Genomic DNA, 18450 nt, shown 5'->3' on the forward strand with positions numbered 1-18450 from the left:
TATCCATACTCTCTGTCTCTCCTAGCTTCTTCGCGCGACTATCTCGCGAGCAAGCCTGTAGGCGATGCGCTCAATATCCGCCTCTTCGCGTACAACAATCTGATCCGCCAGTTTAGCGATAGTAACGCCGCCCCCGCCGGAGTATTCGCGGTTTTCTTGCGCAGTCAACACGCGCTCCCCTTTGTGCAGTCGCGCTGTGTAGCCGTCGCGAGGTACGTAGTCGAGGCCGTGGTACTTAGAGGCGTCCGTTTTTATCGGTGCGGGCACGTTATTGCGGCTCTTTAACTTCGCCTGAATCTCGTTGTATTTATCGGTTGTCGTCGGTAGGCCAAGGGACTTCATTAAACCTTCAAGGGGACCTCCCATCTGGTTGATGCCCTCCATGATGCCCGCGCCGATCTTTCCACCGATCTCCAACGCAGCCATACCGATAGGCTCTCCGTAGTCTACGAGCGTATCCAGCACCGCGTCCATCGCGCGTTGGGTGCTGCGGACGATCATGTCCTTACCTCCACTCTCGTACCAGTCGTTGAACCGACCGAGCACCGCATCCCAAAACGGAGGCGGACCGCTGCCTGCTGCGTCGAGCATTTCCGCTTGCTTAAACTTGATCTCGGCCTGGCTCGTCACCTTCCACGTCTTCGGATCGTTCAAGTACGGGTTCAAGAACTCGTGGATGCTCTTGCCAATATCCTCAAACGTCGCCGCAATCTGCGGTCCGTATTGCTCCGCCATGTCCGCAAACATCAGCGTCAAGTCTTTAATGACTGGGAGCAACGGTTGCAGCGCCGAAATCTGTATCGTCTCGATCGCGCCGCTAAGTTGTTCCATCGCGCCCTTCGCGTTGTTCATCTTTTCCTTCGCGACATCAAGCGCTGTCACTTTCGACATCTCGCGCTGGAAATTCCGCACACCTTCTGCGCCTTCGTTAAACAGGATTGTCGCGCCACGTATCGCGTCTGACCCAAACAGCTCGTAAAGAGCGTCTCCACGCTCTTTCGGGTTCAGTTTTACGAGCGATTTCCGGAGAACCTCAGTCACTTCCGCGAGGCTGCGTAGCTCGCCGCGCGCATTGAAGAATTGGTTGCTGCCATTCTTCGTGATGATGCCGAGTTTCTTCATAAGCGTTGCCGCCTTGTCCGTTTTCGGCGAGAGATTTGCCAGCATCGTTTTCAGCGACGTGCCGGCATCAGAGCCCTTGAGCCCGTTATTCGCGAAGAGGCCGAGGGCGATGTTCGTGTCCTCGAACGACATGCCAACGCCCGCTGCTACCGCCGACACCATCGAGAGCGCGTAGCGCAACTCCATAACGCTTGTCGCGGATGCGTTCGCCGTGCCCGCGAGAATGTCCGATGCTTGCGCTGCCGTCATGGCATCGCGCTTGTAGGCGTTAAGCGCGGTCGACATGATCTCGGCAGCGTCCGCCAGTTCAAGTCCGCCCGCAGTCGCGAGGTTGAGTGCCGCTTCTAGTCCGCCTGTTTCGACCTGCGCCGGAGTGAGGCCAGCCTTGAGTAGTTCCTCGATTCCTTGCGCGGCTTCGAGCGCTGAATATTTCGTATTCGCGCCCATCTTGATTGCGAGGTCGTTCAGCCGCTTCATCTCTTCGTTGCTCGCGCCGGTGAGCGCTTTGATCGTAGACATTTGCGCCTCGAAGTCCATCGCCTTGTTAATCGAGCTGTACGCGAGGCCGACCGCCGCAGTCCCGATTGCTAGTCCGCCAAGCAATCCCGTGACGCGGAGGATCGAACCGCCAAGCAGGCCGAACGACTTCGACATGTTGTTGTTCTCCGCGATAAACTTTCCGTTCTCGTCACGCAGGCGTCCGTTCGCGTCGCGATAGGCGTTGGTTGCCCGTGTGACGCGATCTACCGCATTCTGCGTCTGCGCGAAACCCCGCGCCGCCCGGCGTAGGGGCGCGGTTAGATTGTCGATCAACCGTAGTCGTGCCGTGAGATCAAAGGCCATACGTTAACCGCGCCTCCTCCCGTGCATCCTGCGTAACTCGTCGCGCTTTCGCGCCTTCTCCTCTTCTTCGAGCTCAAGGCGCATGCTACCGTACATAAACCGTTTCCAGCGATGCGGGTAATTGTAGACTTCGTGGGGCGGGATACCGTGGCGTTGGAATATCTCGTGCAACAAGTACGCCTCGCCTCCCGCCCGGATCAGTTTTTTACCTCGTCTTCGTCCTCGTCTTCAAATCCGGAGATGTCAAGGATTTTGCCGGACAGTCGTGCGATCTCACCGGCCAACAACGCCTTTTTCACGCAATCGCCCGGATCGGACGCGCCGTATTTACGCATGAGTTCCGCGTTAGAGAAGTCGGGGTCGACGCAGCCTTCCGCGACGATCAACATGCCGAACGCGTTTTCGTCAACGTGCTTGGTGCGCTTGTTACCCTTTCCGCTGTAATGCGTACACTGTTCCTGGATGCGCGAAACCGTGTCGCCGTCGATGGCCTTAACGGTAAAGTCCGTGCCGAGCCGTTTCATGTGTACCGTCGCCTTGACGTCCGTGTTCGTTCCTAAGAGTGCTTTCAGTGCATCAGACATATGTTAGTCCTCCGTTTCGGTGGGTTGTTTTCAAAACAAAAGGGATGACCGGGGCCATCCCCGCAGGAGTCATTGCTCTGCAATTCGGTCGAGGATTTCGTACCCCTCGAATGTAAAAGGCAGCTCCTCTTCAACGAGAGACCCTGCCTCGAAGTTCATCAGCGGAATTGTGTCGAACTGCACCCGTTTCAGCCGGACGCGGTACGCACCGAAACTGTCCGGGTCATCGAGTTTAAGGATGAGTTCGGTCACAAGCGAAGGATTACGGTCATCCGCGACCTGTCCGATCTCTTCGAGCAACGCCGTAGTCACTTTGTAACCGTTAAGCGTACCTGTACCTGCTAGACCAACGACCTTCTTGCCCATCCAGCGCGTGCCGCTTCGTGGTACGTCCTCTTTCGTGATTTCTACGGACGCCTCCGCCTGCCGGAAGTTCGTAAGCCAGCGCCCGTCCTTCCATACCTGCCCGGTGTGCCCGCTAATAACACGCGTCGAATCCAATGGTGCCATCTATTTCACCGTCCTTTATCGTTAAACGTTAATAGTAAGGAAAATCCGCTCGATGCTATCGACATGCGCGAACGAGATCAGCAAGTACACGGAATCGCCAACGGACTCATACTCGGGGTCGAGCGTCACCGCCGGGTCCATCAGGACGTTGCTCGCCTCCAGCCGTTCGAGGTACGCCTTGATCGCGGAAATGAGTGCAGCTTGCCCGTCCGGGTTATTGTCGATTTTGCCGATATACGCGTCCGCCGCCGTTTTCGTGATGTCGGTCGCGATCGCCTGCCGTGCGCGAATCGCCCGGATTTTCTTGCCAGACGTCATCAGGCCTTGTTCGACCTTGACCTTCTCGCCATCGTGGACGAGTACGAGCGACCCAGCTTCGAGCGCCGCCGTAATCTGCGCGTTAGTCAGCCGCTTATTTACGTCATCCAACGGCACCTGCGCGTACGTGATCGACTTGTTAATCGCCGTACCTGCGATAAGACCCGCAATGTATGGCGCATATTCTGCGGACGAGTACGTTGTGGTGCCGACTTTTCCGCCGTCAATCAGGTTCGCGACGTAATCGTCTTTCAGGCGTGCCGTTCGCGCGTTGCCCGCCGCTGGGTCAGCGTCATCTGCCGTCGTGCCACCGAAGACGACCGCGAAGTGCTTGCCCTCCGAACGGTTCCGCGCTACCCACGCTTTCGTCAAGTCCTGCTCGGTCGCATCTGCCTCTTGATCGAATACGAACACGTTGAACAGGCGCGAATCGAACGCCTCGCGCATGTCTACGTAGTCGTCCGCCGTAGGATCGGCAGGCATCGTATAAACGAGCACCTGCTTCGCGCCGCCCATGAGGGCCAGACGAATCGACTCGATGTTCGCCGCGCCAAACAGTTCTTGCGCCTCTTTCTCTTTTTCGACCGTATAAAACGTCTTTGCCGTCGCGCCCGCGCCGTACGTCAGCAACGGAATCGCTACGACGCCTCTCGCTCCGCCTTTGATCGCGGCTGCCGCAGCCTCAACGAAATTGAGGTAGAGGCCGGGGCGCTTCGGCAAATCGGTCGGATTCCATCCGCCACCTGTTGCCATCCACGTATCACTCCTCGCCAGTAATTAAAAAGGTCGGGTTATCCCCGACCGGAATCCGCAGGTCGTACCGCGGATAAACGTGCATGATCTTGTCGTACTGCTCTTGCGTCCTCGCCTCGCGAACCTCCGTTTGTAGTACGCCCGCGCACGCCCACAATCCACTCTCCGTCCGAAACGCCGCCCCGTACCCGAAGCCGTTCGTCCGGATATACCGGAGATTCCCCGCAATCGGAATCAGCGTCGTCCTATCGTTGATCTTACGTGATACCGCGTCCATCCGTTCGATGACGGTCGGCGAATCGGCGCCGTAGATCACGACCTGGTACGTACGATCAACACGATAGTGGTACGCCGTCTCCGACTCGGTATCCGTCGTGAGCATGCGTACCACTACGTTGTCCTTCGTCGGTTGCGTCGGCACCTCGTACTTGAGTTGCGCGTTTGACGGCAGGGCGGACTTGACGTACGAGCCGACGGACGCGAGTTCGTTCATAAGCGCCATCGGCCGTCACCATCCGTTCCGTTTCAGCTCGTCCGCGATCTCCGACTCGATATTGCGCATCCACTTTTTGGCGTTCTTTTTCGCAGGAGTATCGAGGAAATTCGCTTCCGTGCCGGGTGTGGTCGGACTTTTGATCTCGCCTTTGACTTCGTGCAGGTAGTACGCGTAGTTGAAACGTCCGCGGCCGGAGTCCTCAATCGCGACCGCACTAATCTCGCCCGTCAGCCCGTCGACTTCCGTATCTATTCCTCGCCGCAACGTCCCCTTGTCTAGCGGAGCAATATCGGTCGACTCGCGCTTCCAGTCGTCCAGCGCATCGTGCAGACCGCGCTTGGCCGACTTGTACACGGCCTCCGGCACCTGTTCGAGCGCCTTCGCAAACTTGTCAAAGTCAAACTCGAGCTCTAGCGTCATCTCTTCGCCTCCTCACGTCCTCACACGTTAACGACCGTCAGGGTCGCCTTACCGTTCAGCCACCGTTTGATCTCGATTGAAATTGGAGTATAGGTACGGGCGACTCCCGTCTCGTCCGTAAACGTGATCGTGTCCGCAAGTCCAAGCGCGTCGCCCGTCAGTGGGTCGCGCGGAATACGGTCAAAGTAGATTTGCGCGACCGACACGACCTCCTGCGCCTGGATACCGTGGATGCCGCCTGACCCCGTCGCCGAGCGGACGAGCTTCGTTCCCTCCTGGACGCGGCACCGCAACTGATACGGCGTGCCCGGAATCGGGCGATCCCACTCGTCCGTTCCGAGCGCGGGCGTGATGGTCACGGTGTTTTTCAACGGGACTAGACTCATAGCGTCATAGCACCGTCCATCCTACGCGCCGCTTCGCCGGACGTGGCATGCCCGGATTTTCCGCCGCGATCAAGTCGAGCGCCGACGCCGGAATCAGCTCCGTCAACTCGCGTGCGCCCTCGCGAAATGTAAACGACGCCACTCCCGACAGCGAAAACGCCTGCACGCCGCGTTGCGCCTGCACCGTCGTGTCGTTAAACGCGGTCGCAAACGTCGCCGCCGTCTCGTAGACGGCCGCGTCAGGAATCGTATACTTCGGATATTTGGTCGTAAGCGTGCGAGAGGCGACGTTTAACAATCGTGTTTTCTTCGCTTCGTCCGCGTCCGTCCAGTCTTCGTTATCAACGACCCACGCCGCGATGTAGGCGTCGGCATCCGTTATCGTTACCGCCATGCGCGGTCACCTCCGTTCGTGCGGCCGTGAGGCCTATTTTGCGGAGGATTTACGCGCTGGCTTGGCGGGCGCTTCGGGCTCCTCCGTTTTGGGTTCGGGTGTATCACCGGTCGCGTCAATATATCCGTAGTTGTTTACGAGTACATTTCGCGTCGCTTCGTCTTTCACTTCGGCGACTCCGTTCACGAACGGAACGCCTTCGGTAATGCCGTTGTACTGCGCGTTCGGCGTTTTAATCGTGTAGATCGTAACCACCTCCGAAAATAATAGGGGCGATCATAAGGACCGCCCGTTATCTACCGTTTATTACGCCTTTTTGAGTACGCCCTTCAAGCGTGCAGCCGCTCTCGGGTGAAATACGGCCATCCCCGCATACCATTCGATACGCGTACGGAATACCGGCTTTTCATCCAATTCACCCAGGTCACGAACGCTTACGCCCCCGTTTTGGAGTCCGGACACATATTGCTCCGCACCGAATTTCACTGCGTAAATAGAACCGGTGTTAGAGGCGATTCCTTGTGTCTCGTTAAACCCGATGATCTCGTTACCGATATTGTCCGTCTCGATAACACGGATCGGGATTCCGCCGTAAGTCATGACCGGACGGCCGAACGCATCATACTGCGACTCGCTGTAGCCGTTGTGTCCCTGAATCACGCGCTTAATTTCGCGACGCATCGCCTTGGAAACGAACAGTGCGTCAGGCTCGCCCTCTACCGCGTCGATCAATTCATCGAGCATCGTGATAGTGAGTTCTGCGCCGTCAGCTCCGGCGGAAATTACTTGATTTCCGGTCAAACGCTTTTTCAAGCCGTCGAACCCTTTCGCATTAACGGCCTGGTCTCCGTTAAAGTATTGGTTCGTGATAGCCAGCGCAAGGGCTTTCGCTTTCATGTCCGTATGGATCGCGCGAACCTCGTTCACGTTGGAGCGAGTCTGGATGATAAAGCGGTCAACGTCAACGTCGCCACCCGCGATGTACAGGCGTTCGGACGCCGGGTTGATTACGCCCTCAGATGCTACGTATCCTTCATTAACGTCACGAAAACCAACGCCAGGCAGCGCGCCCTCAACGTTATACGCGTACGCGTTCCCGCTAATCTCCATCTGCGGAAGCATTTCCAAGAAAGAAGATGTGCGTGCGAACGTTTCGATTACTCCGCGTTGCAGGGTATCTTGCGAGAGTTTCGCTGCTTCGGTAAGAGTCAATGCCATAGTTAAATCTCTCCTTTAGGTTTGATAGAAAATAAAAAGACGCCAATTAAGGCGCCTTATTTAGAGCCGTATCCGGCCATAAACAACTGCATGGGGTTTAAACTGTTGAGATCAACCTTTTGTTTATCTGGCGCGTTCGTGTCGTCGCCAATTTGTTGCTGCGGTTTTTTCGCGAACAGACCTTTTTTCTCTGCGGTCGCGATCCATTCCAACTTTTGCTCGACCGTAAAGTTTGCGGGAATCAAGTCGCGGAAATCCTCGGGAATATTTTCGAGCTTCGCATCCAGTAATTGAGAAATGACGCTTTCAAGCTGCTGTACCCGTTGCTCGGTAGTCTCTGCCTTTGTCTTGAACTCCTCGGCCTGCTTTGTAGTATCTTGGTAGAGTCGCTCGTATTCGCCGCGCTTCTCAGCTTCCGCCTTTTCGCGATCCTGCTTCTCTTTTAGCAACTCTTCAAGCTGGCGCTGAACATCCTTAAACTTCGTATTTACCTCATCGAACCGTGTTTTCGGAATCATAATTTCGGGCTTCTCGGTCGTTTCCGTTTGTGTTTCGGTGTTTACCGTCTCCGCAGACGTTTCGGAATCTTCCGCGAAATATTGAATGTCCATAGGGAAACGGAATTTAATCGACTTTGTTACAGTCATCTCGATACCTCCATTCGTTTTTAACGAGCTACGCCTCGGTATTTGCGTCTTTTAACGTCTTACGCCAGGACACGCCTACTCGACCGGTTTCCTCACCGGCGTTACTACGTGTTTGCAATTCGGGTGAAAGATTTCACGTCCGCCCCGCAAATCTCCGAGATACGGGTAATTGCCGGGAGCGTCCGGGACTAACTTTACGACCTTGCCTTCCCAATTCCGGCAGGCGTCCGTCGCCCCATGTCGCGAGATCACGCCGTAAAACGCCTCGCGTGCCACGCCCTCGTTGATCGTCGCCTCCATGTGCGCCTCCATCGTCTTCGTTCGCGTCACCATATCAACGTAAACTTCCGGCCTCCATCGCCGTCCCGCCGCGTCGATAATCCCGGTGTTCACGGAGTCACCGAGTTTCATCCTCAACCCATCGAGAATGTCGCGGCTGACCGTGCGCCTCCCGTTCACTCCCCGCGCCATGTTCGCGCGCATCGAATCAGCGGTCACTTGGCGGACGGCTGCGCGGACCTTCCGCTCGACGTTCTGTGTCACCGCGAGTAAGTCCGCTTGGGTGTCCGCGATTACAGCGTCAACCATCGCCTTGTTCATCCGGTTAAATTTCGCGATCCTGCGTGCCTCTTCGAACGTATCCGCGACACCGAGTGCGTAGATGGCCGCCGCCACTCCGTCCGCAGCCGCGATTGGAAGATTGCGTGTCACCCACTCGGCTGACTGTCCGTTGAGTTCCGCGAGGATGCGGACGACTTCCGCGAGTGCGGCCGCTGAATTGGCGCGGGTGATGTCCGTAACGTCCAAGCGTTGGAGTTCGGTCGCGATCCGGTACATGGCCTTCGTGTACGCGGATACGAGGCGGGCGATTTCGTATTCGTAGTTGGGTTCAGGTGGCTGGCGCATGGATTACCGCCCCACCTTCGCGTTGTACCAAAGGGTGATTGCGAGAGCCAGCGCGATTACAGCGGCTTTAAACCGATTCACGAGCGCCACCTCCCGGCTCATTAAAAACGGACGAGTCGACGAACTCTTCTTCCGCCGTGATCCGTTTCAATTCTTCCTCGACCTGCTCGTCCGTCAGTCCATCGAGAATCTTGATCGCCGTACGTTGGCTAATAGTTGCCTTTCCGCCTGTCCTTACGCTCATGATGTTCGCCATCTCCATGTCATCGTCCGGCAGTCCGTCCTTGAAGTTGATTTTCGGCCATGTCGGCTTGTAATCGAGTTTATTTGGCGATTGGGCGTGTTCCAATAACTGAGCGATGTAAAGGACGTTCTTTAGCCCCTTGTCGTAATACTGGCGCTTGCGATTAATCTTCGCGAGCAGACTATTCATCCGCCACTTGATCGAGAGACCGGACGCACCGCTCGTACCCGCGTTATCTTTGCCAAGTGCTACCGCTGGTAACTCGGCCGCCGTAAGGAGCATGTCAATCAAACGCTCCAATTCCTTGAACGCGGCGTCTAGTTGGCCGTCCCAGGTGATGTACTTCGGAGGGGCATCTTCCTTGCCATCAACCTCGAACACTTTCATCGAACCAACATGGAAAAACGGCCTTCCGTTCTCGTCGACCTCCATCAATCCAGAAGGAATCGCGATTGCAGGGTCCGCGTGTTTATCGAGGATAACCGCGATCTGACTCAAGCGATTGTTGATCTCGTCAAAAAGCGAAATATGCTCGGTCAAGTCGTCTACGCCTTCCCATGAATCATCGAACGCGAAATTCGGTACGTGAACGACTAGCGGATACGGGACACCCGTTTCAACTTCTTCCCGCGCCTCCGTGATTTCCGCGTAAATCTTCCATGACACGACTTCGCTATCCACGTCCGTATTTAACGCCGTCATACGGAACTGCCGCTTTACGATCTTGCCGGGATAATGCGACTCCACTCGCAGAATCCATTCGAGGTTACGCTCGTCACCTACCGGAATAGGGATCGCGATGTGATACGCAACGATACGCTTCTTGTTCCCTGGCAATGTTTCCGGAAAAACGTAACTTGCGTCCTGCACCTCGATAACTGGACGGAACGGATCGACCGTTTCCGGAAGCTGTCCGCGCCAGGTCTGCGCCCACTTGATCTTGTAAAACGTGTCCCCGCGATAGGAGTTGCCGAGTGCCGCCTCGTAGTTCGTAATGTGGAGGTCGTTCTCCTCGATCAATCGCTCGATTGCAGCTTGCTCTACCGAACTCTCTTTACCTGCGGAAATGGTCGGCGTTTCTCCGAACAAAAAATCCGCGCTCTTCTTAGCGATAACGCCCGGAAGGTTCGCGGAAATGTAGATGAGGTCACGCTGCGTTTTCGATAATCGATTATGAACTCGCTCGAAAACGTCGTGATGAAGTCCCTGCGCCAGCTTTTTATTGTCGCGGTAACGCTTGATCCGCTTTTCGTGTTCTAGCGGCGGGAAGTATTCCCCTATCGTAAACAGAAGTTCCACCTCCGTTATAGTCCGTTTGGTTTCGTGTAGAAGGCGCGTCGTTTCGGTCGTGTTCCGCCTGCTAAATCGACCGCTCCCGCAAGTGCGTCCGGCAGGTCATCGTACGTACCTCCGGGGAAATGTTCGAGTTGTTCGATAAGCAATCGGTGGCTACGGTTAAAACGCAAAAAGCCGTTTTCGACCAACGGCTCAAGCGATTCGATCCGCTCCTCTTTTTTCTTGCGCGAGATAATAGGCTTTAGGCGCGTTCCGTAAATCCGTTCGCGACCTAACCGCTCCTGTAATTGACGGTAGAGGTCGTGCTGCGCTTGGACGGTTTCAACGCCAAACGACCGGTGACCGAACTCCCTGATCTTCTCGACCGCCTCCTCCAACGCTACGTGCGCCGGGCACCGCTTGGCCCACGCGTCCAGTACGTAGAGGATGCCGGTTTTCCTATCGCGGCCTACCGAAACAATGGCGTTATAGTCCGCCCGTTTCGATTTCCCGAACGCAATGTCCCAAAACGCGTAAACTTCGAGTGATAGACCGACCAGGTCCGACTCGTCGTAATAGCGGAATTTGTCCGGCACAAATATCTGCGATTCTTCGTCGATCGGCGTATTTTGATACTCGGTCGAGAACGCCTTGGACCCGTTGTCCCACTTCCATTTCATCAGTTTCCACAACGGCTGAACGTCCGGCCAGAGTACGGAAGCTCCACGGTCCATTTCGTCCTTGTTCGCGAGATAAAAGGCTTCGGCATCGTCCGCTCGGTTAGGGTTTTCCGCGTTGAGGTAGATGTCGCGGCACTTCTCCCACAGGTCCATCCGCTCCGGCTCGTCGATTAATGCTTTGAACAGACGCGATTTGAAGTCGGCACGATCCAGTACGTACCGCAAGAGCGACTCCGCGTGAACCATCGTTCCCATGAATACGATAGCGGTCTTCTTTCCGGCCGGGTCGCCCAACGGCATGACCGTCTGCGTAAACCAGTCACGCATCTCTTGGCGGAGTTCGGCCGTATTCGTATTCTTCTTCGACTCTAGGTCGTCGCATATAATCAAGTCCGGACGGTATCCGTTCCAGTTCCGACCGCGAAGCGCCTGTCCGGTAGATGCCGCCTGTACGAGCGTCAGGAGCCGCTGCTCATCGTTATCTCGCGCTTCCCACGCGATGAACTCGGACGTGTTATCCTTCGGATTCACCTGCTGCTTCGGGTGGAGCAACGGACCAAAATCCGCGCGGAGTTTCGCGTTCGATTTCAACTGATTCGCGAGCCAGTCGAGGTTTGACGTCGCGACCGCTGGCGTCTCGGAGATGATAATGATGTACTGACGCTTGCGGAACACGATCTCGTGCAACGGGAACGCCTTCGACAGATACGACGATTTGGCGTGCGAACGTGGCGCGGCCCATCCGATTTTCGCGTTGAAATCTCGGGTGGATACCGCGCTCATGACGTCGCATAGTTCGTGGTGGAAGGCCGGAGCCTCTTCGATAGGACACGGAATCCAGTTACCGGAGTTGTCCGGGTTGTACATTTCACCGAAATATTCGTACGCGAAGTAGAGGAGGTCGACCTCGGCGCGGTGAATACGTTCGAGACGTTTGATTTCCGTAATCCAATCGCGGAGTCGGACGGCCTCGTCCGCCGTTATCGTGCCCGCTTCGAGTTTCTTGCGGAGTTTATCGCGACCCAACCGCAGGGTATCGATCATTTCCTGGCGCGCATCACGTCCGATCCATTTACCGTTTACCCACGCGATGGGACACCGCTCCTTTCTTTAGCGTAATAAAGTCAAAGTTAATTTTTGATGCGCGGATTTTTCCGGTGCCTGTCGACGGGGCAAAGAGGGGGTGCCGGGGGTGGTGGCCCCCTCCGCTAAATCGTACCCATTCCGTTATGCACCCGTATGCACTAACGGTTTACCATAAAGCCGATTATCGGACTCAGCCCGTTCTCACAAACGCAGTAGTGGCGCGGGTTTGCGCAATCGCACGTAATTACCGTTTATGCAGCGTTTATGCAAATCGCATAACGGCGCGGGTTAGCGCGATCCGACCGTTTTTATTTCCCGACCGTTTATACATCGTTTATGCACGTAGGATAACGGTGCTAGCGAAAGTTTTCGGAGGGGTCACGCGCCGGGAGCGTGCAGCGGATGTAAACGGCCGCCCGTGAAACGGAACGCAACCGGTCATTCCCGTCTCTTCATTAGAGCGCGCCCTCACTCGTCAATTTCAGCGACCATCCGTTTCAGCTCGTCCAGGTCCGGTGTCTCACCGCTCGCCTTCGTCTCCACTTCGACCTTATCCGTAAGGAGTCCGACCTGCTGATACAAGAGCTTGGCAGCCGCCGCGTTCCCTTCCTTGATCGCGGTGTCATACATTGCTTTGTTGACAGCCGGGATCATATCGCGAACGTTCCGCCTCATCTGCGCGATCAGTTCGCGTTCGAACGCGGGATCGTTCTTCCAGTTGTAGATCGTACGCTCTGATACTCCGCATTCCTTCGCGATCTCAGCGTGTGTCTTACCGCCTTGTTGCGGTTGCGCGAGATAACCGATAGCGATGTACTGTTCCGGTGTTAAACGTTTAGCCATCGTGTAGATTGCGCCTCCTTCCGTTAGTTAATGATACAAAAAATAAAACGCGGCGGCCCTTGGCCTTGCGACCTTCGGCGGACAAGCCGCCTCGGTAGCCACATACTCCGCGTCATAATTGGTATTCATATCTTACTCGCGATAACACAAGGCGTTAGCCGCAGTGTCGGCGTCAGCCGTCGTCTTTATGGGATAAGAAAGGGAAAACGCTAGAAACCGCGCCCTTATGCGGTTTTGCCCTTCGGATATGTTACGCTGGCATAACATATATGTTACGGTAGCATAACATATTGTTTACGTAATATCCCCGTCACCTTCGTTATCGATCGCCGCCTGCTCGAACAACCGGACGGCCGTCGCAAGTACACTCGTATCGCCCCGGTAAATAAAATGCGGATTGAGCATGTAGTATTTCTCGCGCCCGATCTTCGTTACGCCGAGTAATCGTTTATCTCGCGCCGTCAGTCCGTCAAGTACGCGAGCCGCCCGCTGTCTGCTCCATCCCATGAGTTCGGCCACGCGGTTAACGTTAAAGTAGAAAGACTGCTCGTCCTTTACGTACTGGTCGTAGTCCAGGAATATGAGGATCGAAAATAGCAGCGATTTTTCATCGTCAGACAACCGCTTGTTCCGCACCATCTCCCGGTTACTCGCGTGAAATACCATCGTAAACTCGTGCATCTTCTCGAACTTCTTCGGTCGGAACGGTTTCACACGTTGTCCTGGCGCGACTTCTACGATAACTTTCCGTGCTTCGTCCGTTCCGTTGTGGAAGTGACCGGATTCGATCACGTCAATAATTTCGCCTGTCTCCCTATCTACGTATTGACTCACTCACTCGCTCCTCCCGAATGTACTTCGATATGGCAGTCGCGGCAGAGCGTTAGTAGGTTGTCTACGTAGTTGCTCCCGCCATTACTCCGCATGATAATATGGTGAACGTGAAGGCCCTGCGCGTTCCTGCGTTTATGCTCGTGCTCACTGATCCCGCAATGGGAACACTCGTAATTGTCCCGTTTCAGCGCCTTCTCCCGTTGGTACCAAAACGCCTCACGCAAGAGCACCTCCGCCACCCACTGGCCTTCGTGGTCCTTTCCGCAATACCTCCGGCGGCGATCTGTCAGTTCCACGCCACACCAACGACAGAACGGGCGAAATCGCTCGTCATCGCGCAGATCAAGCGGTAGCGGGAATGTCAACCGCGATCACCGCCCGCAACGCCTTCGTAATGCGCCCGAAACTGTCCGTCAATGACCGCCTGCGCCCGTTGCAAGAATCCGCCGACCTTGCGTGCGGACTCCGGACCGTCTCCGTACATGAACGTGAGGAGTTCCTCCAATCCGGCCATTAGCGAGGATGTCGGTTTCAGGCGCTCGTCGTACGGCGTGTCTAGTTGATGGACGCCAAAATGACCGCGAATGGCCATTACCTCGTCCTCTCCGCGCTCCTCCACGTCGCGTTTAACGTGGTCGTACGCCGCGTTGCACAGCGCGGCAATCTCGTTGTGGAAGGCGTGGAGTTTACGTTCGTCGTCGATGATGAGGCGGCCGAGGTCGAACAGACCGTACATGACGTTGGTCCGCATCGACCATGCGCTTTCCTTTGCGGTTGCTCCCGTGCTCTTGCTTAACAATTTACCCATACGTACCCTCTCCCTTGTGAATAGAATAGGCGCGGTCGGCTTTCGTCATATGCCGCGCCTTTGCGCAAACAAAAAGAAAAACACCGGCACGCGACCGATGTCCTTCGTTTTGTTTGCGCTTTAGTCCATTTCTACGGTGATCGAATCCTGCCTGCAATTTGTGCATAAGAACGTGATGCGAATGTTCGTTACTTCGACATCGCCTTCGCTAATCTCTGCCATTTCCTCAAGATCGCCAGTATTAGCCACGTCCCACGCAACTTCGATTTCATTTCTCAAGTTGCTGTGTATAACACTTCTCCCTACATTGTCGGACTCGATTACGTTGTACTCATTGCACTCCTCGCACAGCACCAATAGTTTCATCAAAACACCTCCTCCCTGCCTAGTTCTTTCGACAGGGATTCGGCATTTCCTTCCAATTAGTGCCTTTCCACCTCCAATACTAACTATCGCGTAAATTGTCGCTAGTCACCGATCAAATATACCACTACGTCGCCTGCTCTTGTATCTTTCGCGTACTGCTTCATCCGCTCTTTGTTCCGTACCTTCGCGATCCTATCCACGAACATATTCTCGTAGTCCGACCGCCTCCTCCGCGTCGGCATCCGATAATTCCGCCCGTCTGTCCCCTCATAGTGCGCCGCATGTAACGGAGCGCTCGCGTTTTGCCGCCGTGTCAACTGCGTCTCGCTCATAATCGGGTACTCCTCGCGCGTCACCTTGTCCGGGTGTCGATTCGTCAACTCCTCGTGCAGCACCGCGTTCGCCAGCCGTTCCAACTCGGCCGCGTCCGGGCGCTGACCGATCGACTCCACGTATTCGTCGATGAGAGCCTCGATCGCGCGGGCCCGTTCGGTGCGGTCCGGGAACAGTCCGGCGCGCACTCCGCTGGCCAACTCGGTGACCGCCGAGGAGAAGGCGGATTTGTAGTCGTGGTTGTCGCGGAAGTGTTTCGGTGTGGTATCGTTAGACTTGCGTTTCATTCGGTGGCCTCCTCGGAATGTACGGCGTCTAAGCGCTTGTTGGCAATCTCAATGTATTCGCGCTCGATTTCAAAACCGATAAAGTTTCGACCCATCTTCAACGCTTGGACTGCGGTTGTCCCGGAACCCATAAACGGATCAAGTACGATGTCTCCTTCGCGAGAGAAACAGACGAGCAAATCATCGACCAGTTTATCCGGGAAAGTCGCCGGATGCTCATGCTTGATTGATCGTTTTTCTGATTTCGACGGGTCGATGTACCATATGGTTCCGCGGCACTTTTTCTCTGCTTGAACGTTGTCAGATGTGCCTACCAATTCTCCGTTGTTTTTCCGAGTTGTCCCGTGAAATCTGGTACCTGCGTATATCGCTGGGACTTTCAAAGGCTCTTTGTTGAAGTATCGCGGTCGATCGCCTTTGAGGAAAAGCAGGATGTATTCGTGGTCAACGCGAAACCGTTTGTTCCACCATGCGCCAGGCCGACCACTCTTGGCCCATATTACGGTTTCAAAAAGCTTGAATCCGATCTCGTCCACATATTTCACAATGGTTCTCGCGGTAGTACAGGACTTTCCGAAGTCTTTCGTTTGGTCCTGTATCACAACGGCCATGATCGCTCCGTCTTTCATCACTCGGAAGCATTCGCGGCCGACTTCGGTTAAATCTGCCGCGCTATTATATGTCCGGAGGTTATCGTACGGCGGGGAAGTCACGACAAGATCAATCGTTTCTTCCGGAATCATCCGCATCCCCTCGATACAATCGCGTTGATATATCCGGTTCAACTCGATACTCCCGAGCAGCTTCTTTTCCGCCAATTACTCGTCCTCCCCTTCGATCGATTCCGGAATCTCGTCGCCCAACTCCCATCCGCACTTCGGACACTCCACGTACGTCACGAGCATTCCACGATTCCCGTCCGCGTCCGTGTACTCGTTAACCTTCCGCGCCCGCAGCGGCGTTTTCGGGCCGCATACCGGGCACCACTCCTCGTACCAATCGTATTTCATCGCGATTCCCCCTCTATTTTCGCTTCTGCATCTGTCGCTTTCTCCCATTGTTCCTCGCGCGTCACTTCCCCGTAATTCCACCGGCTGAACACCGCCGCAATCCGATTCAACCCGGTAATAACGAGCCGACTCGCGCGCTTCCGTCCGCTTTCGAGGCCCATCCGTGCGCCCACGTCCTCTAGCGTCATATCCTCGACGTAATACAAGCGCAGGGCCTCCGTCTGCCTCGCGGTGAGTTTTGCCGCCTTGATCGCGCGGGCAAGGTCGATCAGGACGTCACACGCCGCGTAATCCCCGCGCTCGAACCGCCGTGAGGCCAGCCGGTGGAAGTCCGAGAGGAGCGCGTCGACGCCCTCTCGGTCGTTTAGCGCGTACTTGACGGTGTACTCGCGGTGACCTTTCGTTGTGTCTACTCGGCAGACTCCGATGTTAAACCGCCTCCCTTCTCGATCATTTCCGTTAACTTTACGTCTGCTTCTCGAACAAGCAATAACTCCTCATCTAGCGAGGTGCCCGTAAAGCTACGCATGAATGGCTCGCCGCGATAACGCCATGTAGTCATGCCGACGCCGCAATCATGGCGTTCTTCCCAATCGGCACCTAACGCTTCCCACCGCTCTTTGATCGCGCATATTTCTCGCGCTTTCGCCATCCACGCTTCCTCTAGCGCCTTTTCCGCCTCTTTTTCGCGTTCCAGGTTCCGTATATACCGATCAAGCTGCGCAATTCTTCGTTCTCTGAACGCCGCGTCCCTATTTTCTGTCAGGTAGGCCAAGTATTTGAGCGCATCATCCTCAGATAAGGTTTCTTCCCGTCTGATAAAATGAGCGATGTACTTACGCTCCATTTCTTTGATATCGATCATCTTCGCCTCCCTCCGCGTGATATTGCCGCACCAACTCGTCCTGCAACGCGAGCATACCGTCAACCCACGTTGGCCACTCGCGACCGTCCCACACGATCTCTTCGCCCGCCCCGAGCGTCAACTCGTTCCAACGGTAGGGTCCGTCGGCGAACGTGCGGCTTGCATCGCGGTAGCCGTCACATGTTTCGTTCCCATGCGAAAAGAAAAACGCGTCATTCCCACGCTCGACTCCGTACCAGGACGGAATGTGCGGGTACAAGTTCTCGCGCATGAGTCCGCCGTCCGTGAAGTCTTCGAGCAGCGCGTCCAGTTGCGCCGTGCCCGTTTCGCGACCCTTCGCGTCCCATCCGATGTCCGTCACCTGCGCGAAGTAGGCCGGAGTTTGGCCGAGCAGGAACCGCGCATTGTATTGCGTAATGTCTCCGAAATCGCTCCGGCGGAAGTTCGATCCCCACCGTTTAGTCGCGGGCTCGACAAGCGGAGTGTCCGGCGGTGCCTTGCGGAGAATGAGAATTTGCGTCGGGATTGTCGTTCCTACATGAACGAACGTTTCTCCCGGTAGCATGATTGTGGCAACGTGCCAACACGTTTCGTGCATGAGCTTGCGTATCTTGGTGGAGGCTTGCGAGAATCCGACGCCCATCGGAAGGATGTATGCGATGTAACCGCCGGGCTTGACCGCCTTGATCGCGAGCTCCAAGAACGCGTTTTCGGATTTGCCGCGATAGATACCGCGAGATTTCGATAGCGTAATCCAATCGGAACCGTCCGCCAGTTCGACCGTCTCTCCATACGGCGGGTTCCCGATCACCAAATCGTAGTAGTCGCGCCGCCCGTGTTCGAGCGCATTGCCGAGGATTACGTTGGCACGCGGATAGATGAGCGATGTTACCTTCGCGCTCGTTTCATCGAGTTCCAGCGTGGTCACTTCGGCATCGGGCGGTAGGTGTTCGAGGAATACGCCGGACCCGCACGACGGTTCCAGGACGCGAGAGCCAGGCGTGAACCCACCGGACAATCCCGCCAACGCCTCCGTGATGAATCGCGCTACGTGCGTCGGCGTAAAGAACGCGCCACCGTTGAACCCTTTCGGGAGCAGACCGCCCATTGACGTGTAGTTTTCGCGAAGAAACGCGATGTCTTCGGGTGTGATTTCTTCGCGCGGCTTTGCGACGATCTCCATAGATCGAACGTTTGCCTGCCAGCGCTGCCGGTCCATCTT

Annotated in this window: 26 protein-coding genes; 1 reads left to right on the forward strand and 25 read right to left on the reverse strand. The window is 55.7% G+C overall.

Features of this window, described 5'->3' with window-relative positions; translation table 11 throughout:
* Positions 1-21: 21 nt before the first annotated feature.
* From M655_RS25160 to terL, 14 genes are all read right to left on the reverse strand, one after another.
* A complete protein-coding gene (locus M655_RS25160; RefSeq protein WP_026558353.1) occupies positions 22-1965 on the reverse strand; it encodes a phage tail tape measure protein in 1944 nt (647 codons plus the stop codon).
* Positions 1966-2162: 197 nt separating this feature from the next.
* The gene (locus M655_RS25165) at positions 2163-2549 is read right to left on the reverse strand and encodes a phage tail assembly chaperone (RefSeq protein ID WP_026558354.1); all 387 of its coding nucleotides are present in this window, start codon (positions 2547-2549) and stop codon (positions 2163-2165) included.
* 69 nt (positions 2550-2618) lie between these two features.
* On the reverse strand, positions 2619-3059 hold the full coding sequence (locus tag M655_RS25170; protein WP_026558355.1) for a phage tail tube protein: 441 nt from the start codon (positions 3057-3059) through the stop codon (positions 2619-2621).
* A gap of 21 nt (positions 3060-3080) precedes the next feature.
* On the reverse strand, positions 3081-4130 hold the full coding sequence (locus tag M655_RS25175; protein WP_026558356.1) for a phage tail sheath subtilisin-like domain-containing protein: 1050 nt from the start codon (positions 4128-4130) through the stop codon (positions 3081-3083).
* A gap of 7 nt (positions 4131-4137) precedes the next feature.
* Entirely contained in the window at positions 4138-4632 is a 495-nt protein-coding gene (locus M655_RS25180) for a hypothetical protein (RefSeq protein WP_051353971.1), read from the reverse strand.
* Between the two features lie 6 nt (positions 4633-4638).
* Positions 4639-5046 (reverse strand): hypothetical protein, encoded by a 408-nt coding sequence (locus tag M655_RS25185; protein WP_026558357.1) that lies wholly within the window; start codon positions 5044-5046, stop codon positions 4639-4641.
* A 20-nt stretch (positions 5047-5066) separates the two neighbouring features.
* A complete protein-coding gene (locus M655_RS25190) occupies positions 5067-5432 on the reverse strand; it encodes a hypothetical protein (protein ID WP_026558358.1) in 366 nt (121 codons plus the stop codon).
* A 4-nt stretch (positions 5433-5436) separates the two neighbouring features.
* Positions 5437-5826, reverse strand: coding sequence for a hypothetical protein (locus tag M655_RS25195; protein ID WP_026558359.1), 390 nt, complete (start codon positions 5824-5826; stop codon positions 5437-5439).
* A gap of 33 nt (positions 5827-5859) precedes the next feature.
* On the reverse strand, positions 5860-6081 hold the full coding sequence (locus tag M655_RS25200; RefSeq protein ID WP_026558360.1) for a hypothetical protein: 222 nt from the start codon (positions 6079-6081) through the stop codon (positions 5860-5862).
* A 51-nt stretch (positions 6082-6132) separates the two neighbouring features.
* Complete coding sequence (locus M655_RS25205; protein ID WP_025846500.1) at positions 6133-7044, reverse strand: major capsid protein; 912 nt, start codon at positions 7042-7044, stop codon at positions 6133-6135.
* Between the two features lie 56 nt (positions 7045-7100).
* Entirely contained in the window at positions 7101-7691 is a 591-nt protein-coding gene (locus M655_RS25210; RefSeq protein WP_025846502.1) for a hypothetical protein, read from the reverse strand.
* Positions 7692-7766: 75 nt separating this feature from the next.
* Positions 7767-8597 carry a phage minor capsid protein gene (locus M655_RS25215; RefSeq protein WP_026558361.1) on the reverse strand — a complete coding sequence of 277 codons (831 nt, stop codon included), beginning with the start codon at positions 8595-8597 and terminating at the stop codon, positions 7767-7769.
* A 67-nt stretch (positions 8598-8664) separates the two neighbouring features.
* Entirely contained in the window at positions 8665-10140 is a 1476-nt protein-coding gene (locus M655_RS25220) for a phage portal protein (RefSeq protein ID WP_502708117.1), read from the reverse strand.
* A gap of 5 nt (positions 10141-10145) precedes the next feature.
* Positions 10146-11483, reverse strand: a complete 1338-nt coding sequence (gene terL / locus M655_RS25225; RefSeq protein WP_353505610.1) for a phage terminase large subunit — start codon at positions 11481-11483, stop codon at positions 10146-10148.
* Between the two features lie 228 nt (positions 11484-11711).
* Here terL and M655_RS25230 point away from each other — a divergent pair, with 228 nt between their 5' ends.
* The gene (locus M655_RS25230; protein WP_235694710.1) at positions 11712-11915 is read left to right on the forward strand and encodes a hypothetical protein; all 204 of its coding nucleotides are present in this window, start codon (positions 11712-11714) and stop codon (positions 11913-11915) included.
* Between the two features lie 435 nt (positions 11916-12350).
* Here the strand turns inward: M655_RS25230 and M655_RS25235 are convergent, their stop codons facing one another.
* The 11 genes from M655_RS25235 to M655_RS25280 all read right to left on the reverse strand — a co-directional run bounded on the left by M655_RS25235 (position 12351) and on the right by M655_RS25280 (position 18447).
* Positions 12351-12725, reverse strand: a complete 375-nt coding sequence (locus M655_RS25235) for a phBC6A51 family helix-turn-helix protein (protein WP_025846511.1) — start codon at positions 12723-12725, stop codon at positions 12351-12353.
* Positions 12726-13019: 294 nt separating this feature from the next.
* The gene (locus tag M655_RS25240; protein ID WP_026558364.1) at positions 13020-13559 is read right to left on the reverse strand and encodes a hypothetical protein; all 540 of its coding nucleotides are present in this window, start codon (positions 13557-13559) and stop codon (positions 13020-13022) included.
* Positions 13556-13855, reverse strand: a complete 300-nt coding sequence (locus tag M655_RS28185; protein ID WP_353505647.1) for an HNH endonuclease — start codon at positions 13853-13855, stop codon at positions 13556-13558. Before M655_RS28185 ends, M655_RS25240 begins: the two co-directional genes overlap by 4 nt.
* Before the next feature lie 65 nt (positions 13856-13920).
* Positions 13921-14367 carry a hypothetical protein gene (locus M655_RS25245; protein WP_026558366.1) on the reverse strand — a complete coding sequence of 149 codons (447 nt, stop codon included), beginning with the start codon at positions 14365-14367 and terminating at the stop codon, positions 13921-13923.
* A gap of 120 nt (positions 14368-14487) precedes the next feature.
* The gene (locus tag M655_RS25250) at positions 14488-14733 is read right to left on the reverse strand and encodes a hypothetical protein (protein WP_026558367.1); all 246 of its coding nucleotides are present in this window, start codon (positions 14731-14733) and stop codon (positions 14488-14490) included.
* 101 nt (positions 14734-14834) lie between these two features.
* The gene (locus M655_RS25255; protein ID WP_051353973.1) at positions 14835-15353 is read right to left on the reverse strand and encodes a hypothetical protein; all 519 of its coding nucleotides are present in this window, start codon (positions 15351-15353) and stop codon (positions 14835-14837) included.
* A complete protein-coding gene (locus tag M655_RS25260; protein WP_026558368.1) occupies positions 15350-16171 on the reverse strand; it encodes a DNA-methyltransferase in 822 nt (273 codons plus the stop codon). The genes M655_RS25255 and M655_RS25260 overlap by 4 nt, the downstream gene beginning before the upstream one ends.
* Complete coding sequence (locus tag M655_RS25265; protein ID WP_026558369.1) at positions 16172-16363, reverse strand: hypothetical protein; 192 nt, start codon at positions 16361-16363, stop codon at positions 16172-16174. It abuts the gene before it with no gap.
* Entirely contained in the window at positions 16360-16569 is a 210-nt protein-coding gene (locus M655_RS25270) for a hypothetical protein (protein ID WP_286085925.1), read from the reverse strand. The genes M655_RS25265 and M655_RS25270 overlap by 4 nt, the downstream gene beginning before the upstream one ends.
* A 203-nt stretch (positions 16570-16772) precedes the next feature.
* Positions 16773-17228, reverse strand: a complete 456-nt coding sequence (locus M655_RS25275; protein WP_026558371.1) for a hypothetical protein — start codon at positions 17226-17228, stop codon at positions 16773-16775.
* Positions 17200-18447 carry an HsdM family class I SAM-dependent methyltransferase gene (locus M655_RS25280; RefSeq protein ID WP_026558372.1) on the reverse strand — a complete coding sequence of 416 codons (1248 nt, stop codon included), beginning with the start codon at positions 18445-18447 and terminating at the stop codon, positions 17200-17202. The genes M655_RS25275 and M655_RS25280 overlap by 29 nt, the downstream gene beginning before the upstream one ends.
* Positions 18448-18450: the final 3 nt, after the last annotated feature.

This window comes from Brevibacillus sp. NSP2.1, from assembly GCF_000470975.2.
In the GTDB taxonomy this organism is placed as follows: Bacteria; Bacillota; Bacilli; order Brevibacillales; family Brevibacillaceae; genus Brevibacillus; species Brevibacillus agri.